The sequence below is a fragment of the Ruegeria sp. CH11 genome (assembly GCF_056537105.1).
Genome location: NZ_JBQFQX010000009.1, coordinates 96,966 through 114,515 on the forward strand (window position 1 = coordinate 96,966; position 17,550 = coordinate 114,515).

The 17,550-nt window shown below is 58.8% G+C and carries 13 protein-coding genes; 11 read left to right on the forward strand and 2 right to left on the reverse strand.

What is annotated here, in order from left to right:
* Nucleotides 1–24: 24 nt before the first annotated feature.
* On the reverse strand, nt 25–930 hold the full coding sequence (locus ACR0LX_RS14950) for a hypothetical protein (RefSeq protein WP_480784396.1): 906 nt from the start codon (nt 928–930) through the stop codon (nt 25–27).
* A 100-nt stretch (nt 931–1,030) separates the two neighbouring features.
* The gene (gene secA, locus ACR0LX_RS14955; RefSeq protein ID WP_480784397.1) at nt 1,031–3,748 is read right to left on the reverse strand and encodes a preprotein translocase subunit SecA; all 2,718 of its coding nucleotides are present in this window, start codon (nt 3,746–3,748) and stop codon (nt 1,031–1,033) included.
* A gap of 176 nt (nt 3,749–3,924) precedes the next feature.
* On the opposite strand from secA, the gene ACR0LX_RS14960 reads away from it, so the two are divergent.
* From ACR0LX_RS14960 to ACR0LX_RS15010, 11 genes are all read left to right on the forward strand, one after another.
* Nucleotides 3,925–4,773 (forward strand): peptidylprolyl isomerase, encoded by an 849-nt coding sequence (locus ACR0LX_RS14960; protein WP_480784398.1) that lies wholly within the window; start codon nt 3,925–3,927, stop codon nt 4,771–4,773.
* A 5-nt stretch (nt 4,774–4,778) separates the two neighbouring features.
* Complete coding sequence (gene argJ, locus ACR0LX_RS14965; RefSeq protein WP_480784399.1) at nt 4,779–6,005, forward strand: bifunctional glutamate N-acetyltransferase/amino-acid acetyltransferase ArgJ; 1,227 nt, start codon at nt 4,779–4,781, stop codon at nt 6,003–6,005.
* A complete protein-coding gene (mutT, locus tag ACR0LX_RS14970; RefSeq protein WP_480784400.1) occupies nt 6,002–6,400 on the forward strand; it encodes an 8-oxo-dGTP diphosphatase MutT in 399 nt (132 codons plus the stop codon). Before argJ ends, mutT begins: the two co-directional genes overlap by 4 nt.
* Before the next feature lie 864 nt (nt 6,401–7,264).
* Nucleotides 7,265–9,229, forward strand: coding sequence for an AMP-binding protein (locus ACR0LX_RS14975; RefSeq protein ID WP_480784435.1), 1,965 nt, complete (start codon nt 7,265–7,267; stop codon nt 9,227–9,229).
* Between the two features lie 78 nt (nt 9,230–9,307).
* Entirely contained in the window at nt 9,308–10,123 is an 816-nt protein-coding gene (locus tag ACR0LX_RS14980) for an ABC transporter ATP-binding protein (protein ID WP_480784401.1), read from the forward strand.
* A 12-nt stretch (nt 10,124–10,135) separates the two neighbouring features.
* Nucleotides 10,136–11,089: a branched-chain amino acid ABC transporter permease gene (locus tag ACR0LX_RS14985; RefSeq protein ID WP_480577259.1), complete on the forward strand. Its 954-nt coding sequence runs from the start codon at nt 10,136–10,138 to the stop codon at nt 11,087–11,089.
* A gap of 82 nt (nt 11,090–11,171) precedes the next feature.
* Nucleotides 11,172–12,248 (forward strand): branched-chain amino acid ABC transporter permease, encoded by a 1,077-nt coding sequence (locus ACR0LX_RS14990; protein WP_480784402.1) that lies wholly within the window; start codon nt 11,172–11,174, stop codon nt 12,246–12,248.
* Nucleotides 12,249–12,291: 43 nt separating this feature from the next.
* On the forward strand, nt 12,292–13,584 hold the full coding sequence (locus ACR0LX_RS14995; protein ID WP_480577265.1) for an ABC transporter substrate-binding protein: 1,293 nt from the start codon (nt 12,292–12,294) through the stop codon (nt 13,582–13,584).
* A gap of 68 nt (nt 13,585–13,652) precedes the next feature.
* Complete coding sequence (locus tag ACR0LX_RS15000; RefSeq protein WP_480784403.1) at nt 13,653–14,474, forward strand: ABC transporter ATP-binding protein; 822 nt, start codon at nt 13,653–13,655, stop codon at nt 14,472–14,474.
* A gap of 19 nt (nt 14,475–14,493) precedes the next feature.
* Nucleotides 14,494–15,714: a phenylacetate--CoA ligase family protein gene (locus ACR0LX_RS15005; RefSeq protein WP_480784404.1), complete on the forward strand. Its 1,221-nt coding sequence runs from the start codon at nt 14,494–14,496 to the stop codon at nt 15,712–15,714.
* 107 nt (nt 15,715–15,821) lie between these two features.
* Complete coding sequence (locus ACR0LX_RS15010) at nt 15,822–17,486, forward strand: ABC transporter permease (RefSeq protein WP_480784405.1); 1,665 nt, start codon at nt 15,822–15,824, stop codon at nt 17,484–17,486.
* Nucleotides 17,487–17,550 lie beyond the last annotated feature (64 nt).

The following is a 17,550-nucleotide window of genomic DNA, read 5'->3' on the forward strand; positions in this document are numbered from 1 at the left end:
TGGGGACCGTTGATTTGACTGCTCTTACCTTGCGGCGATTGTCAGGTCTTCGAGCAGATTATTCAACACCAGAAAATCTTCGGCCGCGTCGCAGCCCGGTAATGTCACCGTCAGATCACGCGAACGCAAACGCCGGTCGCCACGGATTTCCAGCGCCTGCACGCTCAGGTCCGCGCCGCAATTGGCGGCGGTCACTTCGGCCTCGACGCTCAAAGCGATGTCGCCTGTCTGCGCATCGGCGCGGTTCGGGACCGAATATATCTGCACCTGACGCGCGTGCTGCGCACCCAGATGTATGACCGAACCGGCTCCGGATGCGTCGGGGCTGGCCCAGACATGCCCGTCCTCGCCGTAGCTGGCGCCAAATTCCAACGCGTGCAATTGCAGTTCGGTGTCGCCCTGCCATTGCAAAGCCACCCGTTCAAAGTTCTTCAGGTCGGGGATATGGGTTGTAGCCACAGTGCCGGTGTCGTCTTCCAGCGAAATCAGGAAAATCGCGTATTCCGACAGGGCTGGGACCGTCAGGTCCAGTTTGCCCTGAGCGTCGGTCACGGCGGTGAAGGACAGCCCGCTGTGACGGATCTGAACCTGTTCCTGCGCTGCGCAAGGGGCTTTGACCATCAGCCGGGCCATCGCTTGCGATGCGGAAAACGCACGTGCGGTCAGGGCACAATTCGCGGGCTTTGACGGTTGCAGGCGCAGCGGCTCAGTCGGCTGCGGCGTGGTCTCGGCCGATCCCGAGGTCCGGGAAGATGTCAGCGTCACGGCCTCCAGCCCCGCCAGGACCGAAGCCTGACCGGTTGACGCCACCTGACCGGCAGCAGGGGCGGGGTCCGACGGGCGCGTCGACCCGTTCTGCATCAAATACCCGATCGCAAGGGCGCAAGCGACAGTGCCGCCCATGGTCACGTAGTTTCTTACAACAAACACATCACTCTCCCCAGTTGAAGGAGCGAGTCGTACTCTCGTTAACAATCGCGGCTTATATGTGGCCGCGCAACGGAGTCATTGTGACCGGAATCGGGCCGCCTCAGGTCAGGCGGCCGTGACAATGCTTGAATTTCTTGCCGGACCCGCAGGGGCAGGGATCGTTGCGCGACGGGTTGCCCCAGGTCGACGGGTCGTCCTCGACAAAGCCGGGGCGCGGGTCGCCGGATGCTCCGGCCTCGGCGACAGCTTCGGCGCGATTCGTGGCCTGATCAACAGCCTGCTGCGACTGAGCCTGTTGCGCCGCCATCTGCGCCAGCATTTCCTTTTGCTCTTCCTCGGTCAGAGGCCGGACGCGGGACAGCTGCTGGCTGACGGTTTCGCGCAGAGAATCCAGCATCCCTTCGAACAGTTGGAAACTCTCGTTTTTGTATTCGTTCAGCGGATCGCGCTGGGCGTAGCCACGGAACCCAACGACCGAGCGCAGATGTTCGAGCGTCAGCAGATGCTCGCGCCATTTGGCGTCAATGGTTTGCAGCAGCACCTGTTTTTCGATGTTGCGCATGTTCTCAGGCCCAAAGGCCACGGCCTTTTGTGCCATCATTTCATCGGCGGATTTGACCAGACGTTCGCGCACCTGTTCGTCATCGACACCTTCTTCGGCGGCCCAGTCCTGGACCGGGGCGTCAATGCTCAGCTTGTCTTTGATTGCCTCGTGCAGACCTTCGGTGTCCCATTGATCCGCATAGGATTTGGGGGGCATGTATTCGTCGATCAGATCGTCGATCACCTGTTCACGCATGTCTGAGACGATCTCGGACAGGTCGTCGGCTGACATGATTTCGCGACGCTGGCTAAAGACCACTTTGCGCTGGTCATTCATCACATCGTCGAACTTCAGAACAGTCTTGCGAATGTCAAAGTTGCGGCCTTCGACCTTCGACTGGGCGCGTTCCAGCGATTTGTTGACCCAAGGGTGGATGATCGCCTCGCCTTCTTTCATGCCCAGCGTGGTCAGCACCTTGTCCAACCGTTCCGAACCGAAGATACGCATCAAGTCGTCTTCGAGGCTCAGATAAAACACCGTGCGGCCCGGGTCACCCTGACGGCCCGAGCGGCCCCGCAGCTGGTTGTCGATCCGCCGGCTTTCGTGCCGTTCGGACGCCATCACATAAAGCCCACCGGCCTCAAGCACTTTCTGCTTTTCTTCGGCATGCTTGGCTTCTTCCGCGGCGCGCAATTCGTTTGGATCGGCCTCGGGGTTTTCGGCCAGTGCTTGCAGGACCTTCATCTCGACATTGCCGCCCAACTGAATGTCGGTGCCGCGACCGGCCATGTTGGTGGCGATCGTCACCGCGCCCAGACGTCCTGCATCCGCGACGATCTGTGCCTCTTGCTCGTGCTGGCGGGCGTTCAAAACGTTGTGTTCGATGCCTTCCTTGGTCAGCATCTGGCTCAGCACTTCGGACTTTTCGATCGAGGTCGTGCCCAGCAGAACCGGCTGGCCTTTCTTGGTGGCCTCTTTGGTCTGACCGATCATGGCCTGATACTTTTCCATCGCTGTGCGATAGACCTGATCGTCGCGATCCTCGCGCGCGATGGGCTTGTTGGTCGGAACCTCGACCACGCCCAGACCGTAGATTTCGGCGAATTCCTCGGCCTCGGTCGCGGCGGTGCCGGTCATGCCGCCCAACTTGTCGTACAGGCGGAAGTAGTTCTGGAAGGTTACACTGGCCAGCGTCACGTTTTCCGGCTGGATCGTCACCGACTCTTTCGCCTCGATCGCCTGATGCAGCCCTTCGGACAGGCGACGACCGGGCATCATGCGGCCGGTGAACTCGTCGATCAGCACCACGTTGCCATCGCGGACGATATAGTCCTTGTCACGTGTGAACAGCTTATGCGCGCGCAGGCCCTGATTGACATGGTGCACGACCGTGGTGCTTTCCGGGTCATACAGCGAATGCCCTTCGGGGATCAGCCCGGCGGTGATCAGTTGCTGCTCCAGGAACTCGTTACCCTCGTCGGTGAAGGTCACGTTGCGCGCCTTTTCATCCAGCGTGAAGTGGTCGTCCTGCAACGAGGGGATCAGCGCATCGATAGCGGTATACAGGTCCGAGCGGTCCTGCGATGGGCCGGAGATGATCAGCGGCGTCCGCGCCTCGTCAATCAGGATCGAATCGACCTCGTCCACAATCGCGAAGTTGTGGTGTTTCTGATAGACCTGATCCAGATCGGCCTTCATGTTGTCGCGCAGATAGTCAAAGCCCAGCTCGTTGTTGGTGGCGTAAGTGACGTCGCACTTATAGGCGGCCATTTTCTCGGCATCGGGCTGGCCGGACCAGATCACACCGGTGGTCATGCCCACGGCGCCAAAGACCTTGCCCATCCATTCCGAGTCGCGCTTGGCCAGGTATTCGTTCACCGTAACCACATGCACGCCCTTGCCGGTCAACGCGTTCAGATAGGCGGGGAAGGTGGCGACAAGGGTCTTGCCCTCGCCGGTTTTCATCTCTGCGATGTTGCCCTGATGCAGAAACGCGCCGCCCATCAGCTGCACGTCAAAAGCGCGCAGGCCCAGCGCACGTTTGGCCCCTTCGCGGACGTTGGCAAAGGCTTCGGGCAGCAGGTCATCCAGCGCCTCACCGTCCAGCGCGCGTTTGCGCAGCTCGGCGGTCTTTTCGATCAGGCCCTCATCGGACAGTTTCTCGAACTCGGGTTCCAGCGCGTTGATCTTTTCGATCAGGGGGCGGGTCGCCTTGATCTTGCGGTCGTTCGGTGTTCCGAACACCTTTTTGGCGAGCGTTCCGAGTCCCAGCATGTTCACTCCAGCGGATCTGTTCTTGTCTTGGTTGCGACAGGCTTGCCCACCTTGCGCGCAACCCATAGATACGGGGGGTGAAAGGCGGCCCTGTCCAAGGCTTCAAAGCGATGTAAGCGGCAGGTTCTGAAGTGTCAACGCCGCGCCCTGTCGCGGCAAGAAAATAGGATAATTCCATGCCCAAAGGCCTCACTTTTTTGCCATCGCTGGCCCTGACCGCTGTGATGGCCCTGCCACTGGCCGCCGAAACCAAGCCTGACGCTGCAACCGTTGTGGCGCGCGTGAATGGGGACGAGATCACATTGGGTCACGTTATCGCCACCGTCGCCAGCTTGCCGCAGCAATATCAGCAACTGGAAGATGAGGTTCTGTATGACTTCATCCTTGAACAACTGGTGCAACAGCAGCTGTTGGGCCAGCAGCAGGATGACCTGTCAAAACTGAACGCTCTGGCATTGGAAAATGAGGCCCGGTCTCTGCGCGCGGTGCAGACGGTGAACGCGCTGACCGATGCCGAGATCACAGACGAGGCGATTCAGGCCGCTTATGACGCGCAATATGCGAATTTTGAAGGCGAGGACGAGTTCGACGCCAGCCATATTCTGGTCGAGACCGAAGACGAGGCGAAGGCGATCAAGGCGCAATTGGATGACGGTGCCGACTTTGCCGAGCTTGCCAAAGAAAAATCCACCGGCCCGTCAGGTCCGAATGGCGGCGCGCTGGGCTGGTTTGGAAAGGGCCGCATGGTGCCTGAATTTGAAGCAGCCGTGCTGGAACTGTCGAAAGGTGATGTGTCCGAGCCGGTCCAAACCCAGTTCGGCTGGCATCTGGTGACACTCAACGATACGCGCAAATCCGAAGCGCCCGCGCTTGAAGCGGTCCGGGGGGATCTGGCCCAGACCTTGCAGCAAGAGGCGATCCAGGCCCGGATCGACGAACTGACAGAACAAGCGCAGATCGACCGCCCCGAGATGGAAGGGGCTGGCCCGGAAATCATCCGCCAACTGGATCTGATTCAGGAGTAATTTTCGTGGCGACGATTACCAAGGTCTCTCCTCTGGCCCCGGCGGGCTTTCCCGATCTGCCCGCGATTGACGGTGTGCGCTTTGCCACCGTCGAGGCCGGCGTGCGCTATCAGGGCCGCACTGACGTCATGCTGGCGGTGCTTGATCCAGGCACCTCGGTGGCCGGGGTTTTTACCCGTTCTGCCACGCGCGCGGCCCCGGTGCTGGATTGTCAGGACAAGATCGGCGGACCCAACGATGGTCCGGCGGCGATTTTGGTTAATTCGGGCAACGCCAACGCCTTTACCGGGCATTACGGCCAGACCTCGGTGGCTGAGGTGACGCAGGCGGTATCCAGCGCAACCGGCGTCCCGGTCGAACGGGTCTTTACCTCATCGACCGGAGTGATCGGTGAACCTCTGCCCCATGATCGTATTGTGGCCCAACTTGAGACGCTGAAAACGGGCCTCAGCCGCCATGCGATCGAAGACGCGGCGCGGGCCATCATGACCACGGATACCTTCCCCAAAGGTGCATCGGCGCAGGTCGAGATAGACGGCAAAACAGTCTCTATTGCGGGGATTGCCAAGGGGTCGGGCATGATCGCTCCGGATATGGCAACGATGCTGGTTTACATCTTCACCGACGCCCAGATCGAGCAATCGGCCTTGCAAGCGATGCTAAGCGCACAGACTGACCGGACCTTCAATTGCATCACCGTCGACAGCGACACCTCGACCTCGGATAGCCTGCTTCTGTGCGCCACCGGGGCCTCGGGCGTCGATGCCACCGGCAACGCCGCCTTTGCGGAAGCTCTGGAAACGGTGATGCTGGACCTCGCGCAGCAGGTGGTACGCGATGGGGAAGGGGCGACGAAATTCGTGGAGATCCGTGTGACCGGCGCCGCCTCGGATGCGGATGCCAAGACCCACGGGCTGGCGATTGCCAACTCGCCCTTGGTGAAGACTGCCATCGCGGGCGAAGACCCGAACTGGGGCCGTATCGTCATGGCCATTGGCAAATCCGGCGCTGCCGCTGACCGCGACCGTCTGAGCATCTCGTTCGGAGACATCCTTGTGGCCGAAAAAGGCTGGGTCAGCCCTGATTACCGCGAAGAAGACGCCGCCGCCTATATGAAAGGCCAGAACCTCGTGATCGCGGTCGATTTGGGGCTGGGCGAGGGCGCATCAACCGTCTGGACCTGCGATCTGACCCACGGCTATATCGAGATCAACGCGGATTACCGCTCGTGAAGACCGTGTTAGTATCTGCTGTCGCCCTGATCGACATCGAGGGCCGCGTCTTGCTGGCCCAACGCCCCGAAGGCAAGTCGATGGCCGGTCTCTGGGAATTTCCCGGCGGCAAAATCGAACCCGGCGAGACCCCCGAGGCAGCCCTGATCCGCGAATTGCACGAGGAACTGGGCATCGACACCTGGGCCTCGTGCCTCGCTCCGCTGATCTTCGCCAGCCACAGCTATGACGATTTCCACTTGCTGATGCCGCTGTTTGCCTGCCGCAAATGGGAAGGTATCCCGCAGTCAAAGGAAGGGCAGGCTCTGAAATGGGTCCGTGCGAATGATCTGCGCAACTATCCGATGCCTGCGGCCGATGTGCCCTTGATTCCGATTCTGCGGGATTGGTTGTAAGTTTGGTACCGGCAATCTGGCGGCTGGTCTCGGCCGAACTATTGGCGCAGAATCGCTCCTGGAACGACCGATATTCGCCGGTAAATTAGATGATCATTGCGCAGGAATTAAAAAGGCGCCAGAGAGTTAGAACTTACGTCCTCACTTTCTGACGCCTTGTTGAACCTCATCATCCCCCCAGAGGGCGACAGCAGGCCCAGCTTGCATTCGGACGTTACCCTCCGATGCCAGAGCATTGTGTCCTAAGACCCGCCGCTCTTCGCTCAACCCTGCCAATCTGCTTCGTCCACCACGACGCTGACGCGCCCACGCAGTAAGAAGCCTATCGACCTACCCGAACCCATTCGCCACGAGGCTTTCACCCCCACACGATCCGGTCCGCATCCGATTGCCAGTTACACTCAAAGCTAAATCAGAGATCCGTCCTTGAATGCCCGTAAACAACCGGGGCTTTTGCGTCCACAGTGTCTGATCGAAATCATCTGCTGCGGTAAGTACACGCTAGGAATTCATACCGAGTCGGGCAACAGAAAATGTGAGGGAATCTCAAATTTCTTGTGGATAACGCATTGAATATACTCAGTAATTTCTGTGGATGATTTGTGGGTAAACTGAGATTTTCGTTCTTTTGCATTGTTTTACAATGGGACAAGCGATCTGTGTGATGCCGTCGAAAAAGACCGGCAAAGCCCTCGGCCCGCCATGCCTGTTACAATTCGTAAGAATTGAGAAAACATCAGGAAAAAGTTGACGCTGATCCTGCTTGCGTCCCTTATCGGGACCATGGCGTTCGGGCAATGACCCGGGTCCGCCATTTCCGGTCAATGACGTGACCGGATGGGGAGGAGAAGAAGATTGGCTCAGATGCAGTCGGGCGCTGAAGGGATGACCTCTCTTCCGGCGCTGCTACACCGCAATGTGACGCAGTTCGGGGATGCCCCGGCCTATCGGGAAAAAGAATTCGGGATCTGGCAATGCTGGACCTGGGCCGAAGCGGCACAGGAAATCCGCGCCATCGCGCTGGGGTTTCTGGAGCTTGGTATTGAGAAGGGCGACCATATCGCCGTCATAGGCCGCAACCGCCCGGCCCATTATTGGTCGATGGTTGCGGCGCAGATGGTGGGCGCTGTTCCGGTGCCTCTGTATCAGGATTCGGTTGCCGAAGAGATGGCCTATGTGCTTGAGCATTGCGGCGCGAAATACGTGGTCTGCGGCGATCAGGAACAGGTCGACAAGGTCATCGAGATTCAGCAGAACCTGCATCAGGTCAAGCACATCCTCTATACCGACAAGCGCGGGATGCGGAAATACGACCATTCCCAGATGAACGCGCTCGAGGACATTATGGCCGAGGGCAGCGCCGGTCACGCGCGGTTCGACGCCGAGTTGGACAAACGCATCGCCGCGATCTCCTATGACGATACCTGTGTGATGCTCTATACTTCGGGCACCACGGGAAAGCCCAAGGGCGTGGTGCTGTCGAACCGCAATGTCATTGAAAGCGCCAAGAATTCCGCCGATTTCGATCATCTGACCCGCAACGAAGACATCCTGTCCTACCTGCCGATGGCCTGGGTAGGTGATTTCATCTTTTCCATTGGCCAGGCCTATTGGTGCGGATTTTGCGTGAACTGCCCCGAAAGCGCCGACACGATGATGACCGACCTGCGCGAGATTGGGCCGACCTATTTCTTTGCCCCGCCGCGGGTGTTCGAAACGCAGCTGACCAATGTGATGATCCGGATGGAGGATGCGGGCAAGCTGAAGCAGCGCATGTTCCACCACTTCATGGCCCATGCCAAGAAGGTCGGCGGCCTGCTGTTGGACGGCAAGCCGGTGGGCGTTGGCGACAAGCTGAAATATGCATTGGGCAATCTGCTGGTCTATGGGCCGCTCAAGGACACGCTGGGCTATGGCCGTTTCCGCGTGGGCTATACCGCGGGCGAGGCGATCGGGCCGGAGATTTTCGACTTTTACCGCTCGCTTGGGATCAACCTGAAACAGCTTTACGGGCAGACCGAAGCGACCGTGTTCATCACGCAGCAGCCTGATGGCGAAGTGCGTGCCGATACGGTTGGCGTACCCGCACCGGCGGTCGAGTTGAAGATCGACGACAAAGGCGAGATTCATTACCGCTCGCCGGGAGTATTCGTCGAGTATTACAACAACCCTGATTCCACGGCCTCGACCAAGGACGCCGAGGGCTGGGTGGCCACTGGTGATGCCGGGTTCATCGAAGAGAACTCGGGCCATCTGCGGATCATCGACCGCGCCAAGGATGTGGGCAAGATGGCCGATGGATCGATGTTCGCGCCCAAATACGTCGAGAACAAGCTGAAGTTCTATCCCGATATTCTTGAGGTTGTGTTGTTCGGTAACGGTAAGGACCGCTGCGTGGCCTTCATCAATATCGACCTTACGGCGGTCGGAAACTGGGCTGAACGCAACAATGTCGCCTACGCTTCCTACCAGGAATTGGCGGGACATCCGCGTGTGTTAGAGACGATTCGAGGCCATGTGGAAGAGGTCAACAAGTCGGTAGCGGCCGATGAGATGCTATCGGGCTGCCAGGTGCATCGGTTTGTGGTTCTGCACAAGGAGTTGGACGCCGATGATGGTGAGATGACTCGAACCCGCAAGGTGCGGCGCGGGTTTGTCGAAGACAAGTTCAGCGACATTATTGCAGCGCTTTATGATGGATCTCCGAATATCTCGACCACGACCGAAGTGACCTATGAGGATGGCCGCAAGGGCTCGATTTCGGCAACGCTTGAGATCGTGGATGCACCGGTTGTGCCGGTCGCCCAGCACAAGGTGGCAGCGGAATGAGGGGTCGCCGAGCGCCGCTCGACCTGCGGTCATCGCCCCGCCCGCCATCCCGTTTTTGCGTAAGTCAGGGAGTGACTGATGCTGGATAATTCCGAAGGATACGTCACCGAAGATGGTCGCAAGATCGGTGGTGTGGTGATGGAGATGAAGAACATCACCCTGCGTTTTGGCGGCGTCGTGGCAATCAAGGATATCTCGTTCGATATTCGCGAGGGCGAGATTCGCGCCATCATCGGGCCGAACGGGGCGGGCAAGTCCTCGATGCTGAACGTGATCTCGGGCTTTTATGTACCGCAGGAAGGCGAGGTCTGGTTCCACGGGGCCAGACGCCCGCAGATGCGGCCCTTTGAGGTGGCGCGGCAAGGGATCGCGCGGACGTTCCAGAACATCGCCCTGTTCGAAGGTATGAGTGTGCTGGACAACGTGATGACCGGGCGGCTGAATTTCATGAAAACCAACATCTTCCAGCAAGCGATCTGGAAGGGCAGGGCCGAGGCGGAAGAGACCGAGAACCGCGAGGCGGTCGAGAGGATCATCGACTTCCTTGAGATCCAGCACATCCGCAAGACGCCCGTTTCGCGCCTGCCTTACGGCTTGAAGAAACGGGTCGAACTGGCGCGTGCCTTAGCCGCCGAGCCCAAGCTGCTGCTGCTGGATGAGCCGATGGCGGGGATGAATGTCGAAGAGAAAGAGGACATGAGCCGCTTTATCCTAGACGTGAATGACGAGTTCGGCACCACCATCGCCCTGATCGAACATGACATGGGCGTGGTGATGGATCTGAGCGACCGGGTGGTCGTGATGGATTACGGCCAAAAGATCGGCGACGGCACCCCCGACGAGGTGCGCAACAACCAAGAAGTCATCGACGCCTACCTGGGCGTTCAGCATTAGGGCCTGACCAACATGTTCCACGATATCTTTATCGCTCCGTTCGCAGACATGATCGCGGCCCCTGACTTTTTGCTGCAGGTGCTGTGGGAGGGTCTGGTTTCGGGCATCCTCTACGCGCTCATTGCGCTTGGTTTCGTTCTGATCTTCCGGTCCAGCCGCATCTTCAACTTTGCTCAGGGGATCATGGTTGTTTTTGCGGCCCTGACCCTTGTCGGCTTGCACGCGATGGGCGTGCCGGCCTGGATCTGCCTGCTTTTGACGCTTGGGGTCATGTATATCCTAGCGGCGGCCATTGAACGCATCGTACTGCGACCGCTGGTCGGGCAGCCGGACATCATCCTGTTCATGGCAACCATCGGAATTACGCTGTTTCTGATCGGGCTGGGTGAGACCATCTTTGGCGGCGAAAACAAGGTCATGATCACAAGCGAGCTTGGCATTCCAACCGGCTCATGGACGTTGGAACCGTTTGGTGGGCTGCTGATACTGGAGCAGAAGGACGTAACGGCGGTTGTCGTGGCCGGCCTGCTGGTCGTGGGTTTGCTCGCCTTCCTGAACGGGACCCGCATGGGCCGGGCGATCCGCGCGCTGGGAGACGATTCACAGGCCGCGTTGTCGGTCGGGATCTCGCCACAGACGATCTGGGTTCTGGTCTGGTTCATCGCCGGTATCATTGCCCTGGTCACCGGCATCGCCTGGGGTGCGCGCGCAGGAGTGTCGTTTGCGCTGGAGGTGATCGCCTACAAGGCGCTGCCGGTGCTGATGTTGGGCGGCCTTGAGAGCATAACTGGCGCAATCATCGGTGGCTTGATGATCGGCCTGCTTGAGAAGGTATTCGAGATCTATTGGGGTCAACCGCTGATGGGCGGCAATACCGAGACCTGGTTCGCCTTTGTCTTTGCGCTGATTGTGCTGCTTTTCCGTCCTCAGGGCCTGTTCGGAGAGAAAATCATCGAAAGGGTCTGAGGCGGCGCGGTGCGCGCTGCCAATCCATCTCGACCTGATCACTGCCGCGGATACTGACCGCCGACCCGAAGGAAACCAACAGATGTTCTACAAGATCGCAGGGCAATTCAAGACGTCCTACAGCTCTGATCAATCCCTGTTTCCGATCCGTCAGGACGCATTTTTGCTGGGGATCGTCCTGCTGTGTGCCTGGGTCATCTTTCCGCTGACCGCCAATGAGTTCTCGCTTCAGACCCTGCTGATACCCATCCTGATCTATTCGCTGGCTGCATTGGGACTGAATATCCTGACCGGGTATGCGGGACAGCTTAGCCTGGGAACGGCAGCATTCATGGGTGTCGGGGCCTATGCCTGCTACAAGATGATCACCCTCATGCCGTGGATGAACCCGATTGTGGCCATCATGCTGTCTGGTGTGTTCAGTGCCGGTATCGGCGTCGTCTTTGGAATTCCCAGCCTGCGTATCAAAGGGTTTTATCTGGCAATCGCAACGCTGGCGGCTCAGTTCTTTCTGGTGTGGTTGTTTGAAAAGTGGGGTTGGCTCTACAACTACAACGCTTCCGGCGCGATTCAGGTGCCAAACCTGGACGTCTTCGGCGTTTTTGTGGCCGGGCCGCAGGCCTCGTCGGTGGTGCAGTATTATGTCGTGCTTGGCATCGTGACCTTGATCACGATCATCGCGATCAATCTGACCCGAGGCAAACTGGGCCGGACCTGGAAAGCAACCCGCGACATGGATTTTGCTGCCGAGCTGATCGGTATCAACCTGATGAAGTCAAAACTGACGGCCTTTGCGGTGTCATCATACATCGTGGGCGTCGCAGGCGCGCTGTTTGTGTTCATGTGGCGCGGTGCCGCGGAACCGAACCTGTTCGATATCCCGTTGAGTTTTCGCATCCTGTTTATCGCGATCATCGGCGGATTGGGATCGATCCTTGGCAATTATCTGGGCGCAATCCTGATCGTCGGCTTGCCGGTTGTCCTCAATACCGTGCCATCGGCATTGGGCATTCACATCAGTTCCGCCACGGTCGAGCATCTCAATATCATGATCGTCGGTTCTCTGATCATATTCTTCCTGATCATCGAACCGCACGGACTGGCACGGCTATGGGGGTTGATACGGGAAAAGCTTGTCACCTGGCCTTTCCCGCACTGAGCGAAGACGACAATAAATCTGAATAATCAATGGGAGGAGAATAATGAAACACTTTGTCAACCTTGCTGCCGCGTCGCTTGTCGCGGCGCTGACTGCGGGGTCTTCGGCGGCAGAGATCTATGCGCCGAACCTCAGCTATAGAACCGGACCTTTTGCGGCAACGGGTATCCCGTTGATGAATGGCCAGCGGGATTACTTCATCATGTTGAACGAACGTGATGGCGGTATCGGAGGCGTTCCGATCAATTTCGAGGAATGCGAAACTGGGTATTCGACCGAAAAGGGCGTCGAATGCTATGAAAAAACCAAAGGATCTGCGGTTGTAACGCAGCCCTGGTCGACAGGGATCACCCTTCAGGTTCTGCCAAAAACCAATGTCGACAAGATACCGATCCTTGCCCCGGGATATGGCTTTTCGCCGATGGCCGATGGCAAGGTATTCCAGTGGGCTTTCAACGCGCCCGGGTCTTATTGGGATGCGGCTTCGATGATCCTGCAATATGTGTCGGACGGCGATCTGAGTAACCTCAACGGTAAGAAAGTCGCATTTCTGCACCTCGATCACCCCTACGGGAAAGAGCCGATCCCCTATTACGAAGCGCAAGCTGCCGAGCATGGGTTCGAGTTTCTGCCAATTCCTGTTGGTCTGAAGGAAATGCAGAACCAGTCGGCGCAATGGTTGCAGATTCGCCGAGAACGCCCCGACTATGTCATCATGTGGGGCTGGGGCGCGATGAATGCGGGCGCCATCACCGAAGCGGTCAAGACGAAGTATCCGATGGACCAGTTCGTCGGTGTCTGGTGGTCCGGACATGATGCTGACCTGAAACTGGTTGGCGATCAGGGCAAGGGCTATAAGTCCATCAGCTATTCGCGCCCGGTTCTGGACGCGCCTCTGCTTGCGGATATCAAGAAGCATGTCGTCGACACCGGCAAAACCAAGTCGAACGAAGAAGAGATGCAGGGCGTCTTCTATAACCGCGGCCTTGTCATCTCGATGATACTGGCCGAAGGGATCAAGGCAGCGCAGGACCATTTCGGAGAAGCCGATATCAACGCGGAACAACTCCGCTGGGGTCTTGAAAATCTCGACATCAGCGAGGCGCGGCTGGAAGAGCTGGGTATGACCGGAATGGTCGCCCCGTTCAGCACGTCGTGTTCAGACCACACCGGTCATTCGGGCGGATGGATTCTGGAATGGGATGGCAATCAGTTTGTCCAGGCCTCTGACCACCTCAGCCCTGATCGCGCGTCGATCCAGCCGCTCGAGACCGAAAAGGCAGCGGCCTATGCCGAGGAGAACGCACCTTGGCCGACGAACGAGGATTGCTCGTAATCAACAATTTACTCTCCCGGCGGATCGTCCGCCGGGAGGTCGATTTCTGAAAAAAGAAAGACGGATTGATGCTGGACGCCGGCAAGACGCAAGAAACCCTGCTTGAGGTCAACAATATCGAGGTGATCTACAACCACGTCATTCTCGTTCTGAAGGGCGTCAGCCTCACTGTGCCCAAGGGTGGCATCACGGCGTTGCTGGGGGGCAATGGTGCGGGCAAGACGACAACGCTCAAAGCGGTTTCAAACCTGCTGCATTCGGAACGCGGCGAGGTCACAAAGGGCACGATCGAATATCGCGGCCAAAGCATCCACGCCAGCGATCCGGCCGCTCTGGTGGAAAAGGGCGTCATCCAGGTGATGGAAGGCCGCCATTGTTTCGAACACCTGACGGTCGAGGAAAACCTGCTGACAGGCGCCTATACCCGCAAGGACGGATCGGCTGCGATTCAGCAGGATCTTGAGCTTGTGTATTCCTATTTCCCCCGCCTCAAGGAACGCCGCAAATCGCAAGCGGGTTACACCTCGGGCGGAGAGCAGCAGATGGTGGCGATGGGCCGGGCGCTGATGTCGCGGCCCGAGACGATTTTGTTAGACGAACCGTCAATGGGGCTGGCGCCGCAGCTGGTCGAAGAGATTTTTGGCATCGTGAAGGACCTCAACGAGAAAGAGGGCGTGTCATTTCTGCTGGCCGAGCAGAACACCAACGTGGCCCTGAGGTTCGCGCATTATGGCTATATTCTGGAATCCGGTCGCGTGGTGATGGATGGGCCCGCCGCCGAGCTTCGCGAAAACCCGGATGTAAAGGAATTCTACCTCGGCATGTCGGACGAGGGGCGCAAGAGTTTCCGTGACGTGCGTTCGTATCGCCGCCGTAAGCGGTGGCTGTAACGGGATGGAGGATCTGACGATGTCAAAACATTACGATACGCTCGAGATCCGATCAGCGGACGAACGCGCTGCCGATCAGGCCGAAGCCCTGCGTGTTCAGATCGAGCAGGCCAAAGCCGCGCCGGGTTTTGCCGCCCATCTTGCTGGCGCGGATACCAGTGCCGTGAAATCGGTCGAGGATCTGGTGAATTTGCCGGTACTGCGCAAATCGGACCTGATCCGCGCCCAGGCCGAGCGTCCGCCCTTTGGCGGGTTCACCGTAAAACCGGCTCGGCATTTCCATCACGTGTTTCAATCGCCGGGGCCGATCTATGAACCCGGCAGCACAGATCGCGACTGGTGGCGGATGGGGCGCTTTGTCCATGCGGCCGGGGTCGGACCGGGTGACATCGTGCAGAACTGCTTTGGCTATCACCTGACGCCCGCGGGTATGATCTTTGAGAACGGCGCACGCGCCGTTGGGGCTGCCGTTCTGCCCGCGGGAACCGGGCAAACAGAACTGCAGGTGACCGCCGCTCGTGATGTGGGCTGTACCGCCTATGCGGGCACGCCGGATTATCTGAAGATCATTCTGGACAAAGCCGACGAGATGGGCGTGGACCTGGATTTCTCGAAGGCCGTGGTTGGCGGCGGTGCTTTGTTCCCGTCCTTGCGGCAGGAATATGCGGATCGGGGCATCGCCTGCCTGCAATGCTATGCCACCGCTGATCTGGGCAACATCGCTTATGAAAGCCCCGCGATGGAGGGGATGATCATCGACGAACACGTGATCGTCGAGATTGTAACCCCCGGCACCGGATCGCCCGTGGCCGAAGGGGATGTGGGCGAGGTCGTGGTCACATCGCTGAATCCCGACTATCCGCTGATCCGCTTTGCAACCGGGGATCTGTCGGCGGTGATGCCGGGCCAATCCCCCTGTGGGCGCACCAATATGCGGATAAAGGGCTGGATGGGACGCGCCGATCAGACCACCAAGATCAAGGGTATGTTCGTGCGCCCCGAGCAGGTGGCGGTTCTGGTCGATAAACACTCGGAAATCGTCAAAGCGCGGGTCATCGCCGCGCGACAGGGCGAGATGGACACCATGACGGTACAAATCGAAAGCCCGGGCGGGGACGAAACCGCCTATGCCAAATCCGTGGTCGAGGTGCTGAAACTGAAAGGCGCGATCGAAGTGGTCGCCCCCGGGTCTTTGCCAAAGGACGGATTGGTAATCGAGGATCAGCGCGTCTACGAATGACCTGCGGCATCAGGTTGTCGGATTTGTTTGTCTGCCCACTGGCGTTTCCGAGCATTTTGGTCGATTAAAGACGGACCTTTACAGAGTATCTGTCAAAAGCCGGGTCAATGGCCGAAATCGAATACGCGGAACACGGAACACGCAATCGCGGCGCGCTGGGCACCCGGCTGGTGGGTGGCATCGCCTATGCGGTGGCGGCCGCCTGTCTGTTGCCGATGGTGGCCGTGGTTCTGGCGGCGGTGACCGGTGGAACGGATACCATCTCGCACCTGCTGGCAACGGTTCTGCCCGAATACACCGTAACCACCATGATCCTGGTGGCGCTGGTGTCGATCGGCACGTTTTCGATTGGCGTCGGGGCGGCATGGCTGGTGACCATGACCCGTTTTCCCGGGGTAAAGCTGTTCGAGATAGCGCTTGTCCTGCCTTTGGCCTTTCCCGCTTATGTTCTGGCTTATGCCTACACGTTCATACTGGATCACCCCGGCATCGTGCAGACCACCTTACGGCAGGTGATGGGCTGGGGGCCGCGCGATTATTGGTTCCCGGAAATCCGCTCGACCGAGGGTGCGGCGGTTATGCTGATCCTGGTGCTTTATCCTTATGTCTACCTGCTGGCGCGGGCGGCGTTTCTGCAACAAAGCGCCACCGCCTTTCTGGCCGCGCGCGCTTTGGGGCACAGCCCTTGGGCAGCGTTTTGGCGGGTGTCGCTGCCGATGGCGCGACCTGCGATTGCCGGGGGTGTCCTGCTGGCGGTGATGGAGACCATCGCCGATTTCGGAACCGTCGCCTATTTTGGCGTGCAGACCTTTGCCACCGGCATCTACACGAGTTGGTTCTCGATGGCCGATCGGGCCGCAGCGGCCCAGCTTGCGCTGTGTCTGCTTGGTTTCGCACTGATCATGGCCGTGGCTGAACGTACCCAGCGAGGCAAGGCAAAATACTATCAGGCGGGAAAGCGTCACGTGGGGATGACTGCATCCCGGTTGCGCGGTTGGCAATCGGCAACGGCGATCACATTGTGTGCAGTTCCCGTTGTTCTAGGTTTTTTGCTGCCGGTAATCATCCTTGTGCAGATGGGTATGGAATCCGAACAGAACCTGTTTTCGCGGCGCTATGTCGGATTTGTCCAGAACTCGTTGATTCTGGCGGGCACGGCTGCGGTGATCACGGTCTGCGCAGCGATAAGCGTCGGATTTCACCAACGTCTGCGGCCTGGACCCGGTGCAAACGCCGCCGCCTATCTGGCGCGGCTTGGATATGCGGTGCCCGGGGGGGTTATCGCCGTTGGCTTGATCGTGCCTTTCGCGGGTTTTGACAATGCGCTGGATGCGTGGATGCGCCAGACCTTTGATGTGTCGACGGGTTTGCTGGTCACCGGGTCGATCTGGTTGCTGGTGGCAGCCTATATGGTGCGATTTCTGGCGGCAGCGCTCAGCGCTTATGAAGGCGGGCAGAGCACCGTTCATTCCAATATGGACGCTGCAGCCAGATCGCTGGGTCAGAGCCCTTTGGGGACGTTGCGCCGGATCCACCTGCCGATCCTGACGCCATCGTTACTGACCGCGTTGCTGATCGTTTTCGTGGATGTGATGAAAGAACTGCCCGCGACGCTGATCATGCGCCCGTTCAATTTTGATACGCTGGCGGTTCAGGCGTATCGGCTGGCTTCGGACGAACGGCTTGAGGGCGCGGCGGTGCCGTCTCTGGTCATTTTGGCGGTGGGTCTGTTGCCGGTCATTCTGATCTGCCGACAGGTGGGCCGACGGTAACAGCGGCGGTGCAAAATCCGCGATCCGGTTGCAGCGGGCTTGATTCCATTTCGATTTCCGGCAA

Bases quoted from the DNA above. Each gene is read 5' to 3' on its own strand.
- secA (WP_480784397.1), bottom strand. From the start codon at position 3,748: ATGCTGGGACTCGGAACGCTCGCCAAAAAGGTGTTCGGAACACCGAAC.
- ACR0LX_RS14960 (WP_480784398.1), top strand. From the start codon at position 3,925: ATGCCCAAAGGCCTCACTTTTTTGCCATCGCTGGCCCTGACCGCTGTG.
- ACR0LX_RS14975 (WP_480784435.1), top strand. From the start codon at position 7,265: ATGCAGTCGGGCGCTGAAGGGATGACCTCTCTTCCGGCGCTGCTACAC.
- ACR0LX_RS14980 (WP_480784401.1), top strand. From the start codon at position 9,308: ATGCTGGATAATTCCGAAGGATACGTCACCGAAGATGGTCGCAAGATC.
- ACR0LX_RS14985 (WP_480577259.1), top strand. From the start codon at position 10,136: ATGTTCCACGATATCTTTATCGCTCCGTTCGCAGACATGATCGCGGCC.
- ACR0LX_RS14990 (WP_480784402.1), top strand. From the start codon at position 11,172: ATGTTCTACAAGATCGCAGGGCAATTCAAGACGTCCTACAGCTCTGAT.
- ACR0LX_RS14995 (WP_480577265.1), top strand. From the start codon at position 12,292: ATGAAACACTTTGTCAACCTTGCTGCCGCGTCGCTTGTCGCGGCGCTG.
- ACR0LX_RS15000 (WP_480784403.1), top strand. From the start codon at position 13,653: ATGCTGGACGCCGGCAAGACGCAAGAAACCCTGCTTGAGGTCAACAAT.
- ACR0LX_RS15005 (WP_480784404.1), top strand. From the start codon at position 14,494: ATGTCAAAACATTACGATACGCTCGAGATCCGATCAGCGGACGAACGC.
- ACR0LX_RS15010 (WP_480784405.1), top strand. From the start codon at position 15,822: ATGGCCGAAATCGAATACGCGGAACACGGAACACGCAATCGCGGCGCG.